The 2,613-nt window shown below is 43.9% G+C and carries 1 protein-coding gene and 4 tRNA genes; all 5 read right to left on the bottom strand.

Going from position 1 to position 2,613, the window contains the following annotated elements:
* The 5 genes from R7M72_RS24155 to R7M72_RS24135 all read right to left on the bottom strand — a co-directional run bounded on the left by R7M72_RS24155 (nucleotide 1) and on the right by R7M72_RS24135 (nucleotide 2,535).
* Nucleotides 1-76: transfer RNA gene (locus R7M72_RS24155), tRNA-Thr, on the bottom strand.
* Nucleotides 77-128: 52 nt separating this feature from the next.
* Nucleotides 129-204 (bottom strand) — tRNA-Phe (locus R7M72_RS24150).
* A 233-nt stretch (nucleotides 205-437) separates the two neighbouring features.
* Nucleotides 438-2,063 (bottom strand): methyl-accepting chemotaxis protein, encoded by a 1,626-nt coding sequence (locus R7M72_RS24145; protein ID WP_017635717.1) that lies wholly within the window; start codon nucleotides 2,061-2,063, stop codon nucleotides 438-440.
* A 275-nt stretch (nucleotides 2,064-2,338) separates the two neighbouring features.
* Nucleotides 2,339-2,414: transfer RNA gene (locus R7M72_RS24140), tRNA-Asn, on the bottom strand.
* A gap of 45 nt (nucleotides 2,415-2,459) precedes the next feature.
* Nucleotides 2,460-2,535: transfer RNA gene (locus tag R7M72_RS24135), tRNA-Phe, on the bottom strand.
* Nucleotides 2,536-2,613: the final 78 nt, after the last annotated feature.

The raw sequence follows: 2,613 nt of genomic DNA, 5'->3' as shown, positions 1-2,613 counted from the left end.
TGGTGCCGACTACCGGAATCGAACTGGTGACCTACTGATTACAAGTCAGTTGCTCTACCTACTGAGCTAAGTCGGCACATTTTATTCTTTAACATTGTTCGTGCTAAGCACCAACAATTAATAAATTGTGGTGCCCGGAGGCGGAATCGAACCACCGACACGAGGATTTTCAATCCTCTGCTCTACCGACTGAGCTATCCGGGCGACGAGGTGTATTAAAAGGCTTTTCGGCTTTCAGGTCAACAATAAAATTAAAATAAAATATCGTTTGATGAATTTGTGCTCGGAGTGGGCTGTTTTTATGCGTTTTTAGCAGCAATGCGCCATGCTTTAAGCGATGTTTTAACATTGATAGTGTGTTCACTTGCAAAATAAAGGCGATAAAAACAAAAAAGCACGTCTGAAAACGTGCTTTTTATTGAACAATTGACTTTAAACTAGTGCTTTACTGAGAACTTGTTTACCCAACCTTCTAGCTCATTCGCTAGTGAAGCTAAACTTTGAGTACTTGATTGACTCTCGGTTACGACAGAGTTGAGTTGGCCTCCGCTTTCATCGATAAGGTTTATGCGTAGCGCAATATCATCGCTAACCTGCGTCTGCTCAGCGGCAGCAGTAGCGATCTGCTGGCTCATTGTGGTGATAGATTCTAACGCCGTTACAATTTGCTGTAGAGCTTCAGAGGCATTCTTAGACTCTGTAACAGTGCTTTCACTGGTTTCTGCACATATTTCCATTGTGTGAATGGCATTGCGAGAGCCTTCTTGCAGATTGGAGATCATATACTGAATCTCTTTTGTGCTGTCTTGTGTGCGTCCTGCTAGGTTGCGTACCTCATCAGCAACGACTGCGAAGCCTCGGCCTTGTTCTCCAGCTCGTGCTGCTTCAATGGCTGCATTGAGTGCCAATAGGTTTGTTTGCTCTGCAATATCACCAATCACATCGAGCACTTTTACAATATTATTTACATCCTGATCTAGATCGGCGACCGCTTTACTCGCAGTATTTAATTGAGAAGCTAAACCTTGAATGTTTTCAACCGTGTTATGAATGAGTTTCTGAGTATGTTGGCTTTGTTTGTCAGCCTCGTCCGTATTGTTTGCGGTGTCGCTTGCTGAATTGGCAACATGGTTGGCTGAAGATGCCATTTCAGTCATCGCAGTGGCAATCATCGCCGTTGATTGCTGCTGAGATACGGTAAGATCGGCAATCGTATTTGATCGAGCCTCTACGGCAAACAACTCTGCGCGCAGTGCATGCATAGACTTCTCTAGGTTTGTCACCATGGTAGCTAGTGATTGACTCATATCTTGCACGGCACGATAGATACTTCCTCTCGGTGCCACAGTATCAAAACTGGTCTGAATGTCTCCTTGAGCGACAGCTTGAACTGCTTTACGCACGTCGTTAGGCTCTCCACCAAGTAGATTAAGCATTTTGCGAATCGAAATGATCAGGCCACTTAGAATACTTCCCGCGATAATCAGACACAGCACAAGCTGCCATTGTGCTGTCGACCAAAAACGTGCGTTAACTTCATTAAAGCCAATACCTGTACCGACAACCCAGCCCCAGTGTGGTGTTTTTTCTGCTATCGAGTGTTTTTCTTCAATGCTGCCGTCAGCTTGTTTTTGGCTCCAGGTATATTCAACGATCTGACCTGTTTTGTGCCCCAATACATCTAGAATGAGTTGGCCTACGCTATTACCACTGCCATCTTTAAAGTCATGGAAGCTGGTTCCGTGCAGTTGAGGGTCTAGTGGTGCGGCGATGAACATCATATTTTCATCTGCGACATAAACGTATTCGTTGTCTTTGTAGATATTGTTACGAAGTAGGCGAGTGGCTAATGCTTTCGCTTCGTCTTCCGGCATTTTGCCTTCGATAGCCATCTTTTCTACTTCGGTAAGTATGCTGTACGCACTTTTAAATAGCTCAGTAACTCGAGCTTTGTTATCAAGGTTACTTGCGACGCGAAGTGTCCATAAGCCCGTTGCGGTCAGAGCTAGGAGAGCTAGCAATATGATCGCAGATAATAAATAGGCTTGAGTTTTTAGTTTCATATTTAGCTCACAAATAAAGTGTTATCACTATGCAAGGCATAGCTAAAAGAAGAAATGTAATAACTCGGGCATCTTAGTGAAGATGAATATGCTCGGATACTAATGCGTATTAAAATTACGATGAGGATTAAATTTTTAGCGTGAAATAAGTGTTTTTGAAGAAAGGATTTAATGTTCGCTGATGTTTAGAAATGAAGTGCAGATAAATGGGAAAGCGAGAAATGACGTATAAAGCAGATACAAAAAAGCCGCATCAAGTGATGCGGCTTTAAAATTGGCTCCTCCTGCTGGGCTCGAACCAGCGACCTGCGGATTAACAGTCCGTCGCTCTACCAACTGAGCTAAGGAGGAATTATTATTTTTTGTGTCTTGCTTATGAAGCAAGTGCACCAAATATGGTGCCTCGAGGCGGAATCGAACCACCGACACGAGGATTTTCAATCCTCTGCTCTACCGACTGAGCTATCGAGGCAAAAGAATGGTGCCGACTACCGGAATCGAACTGGTGACCTACTGATTACAAGTCAGTTGCTCTACCTACTGAGCTAAG

The organism is Vibrio sp. YT-18 (assembly GCF_033337345.1).
GTDB lineage: Bacteria > Pseudomonadota > Gammaproteobacteria > Enterobacterales > Vibrionaceae > Vibrio > Vibrio alginolyticus.
The sequence above is the reverse complement of the archived record's forward strand: the minus strand, read 5'-3'. Positions and strand labels throughout refer to the sequence as shown.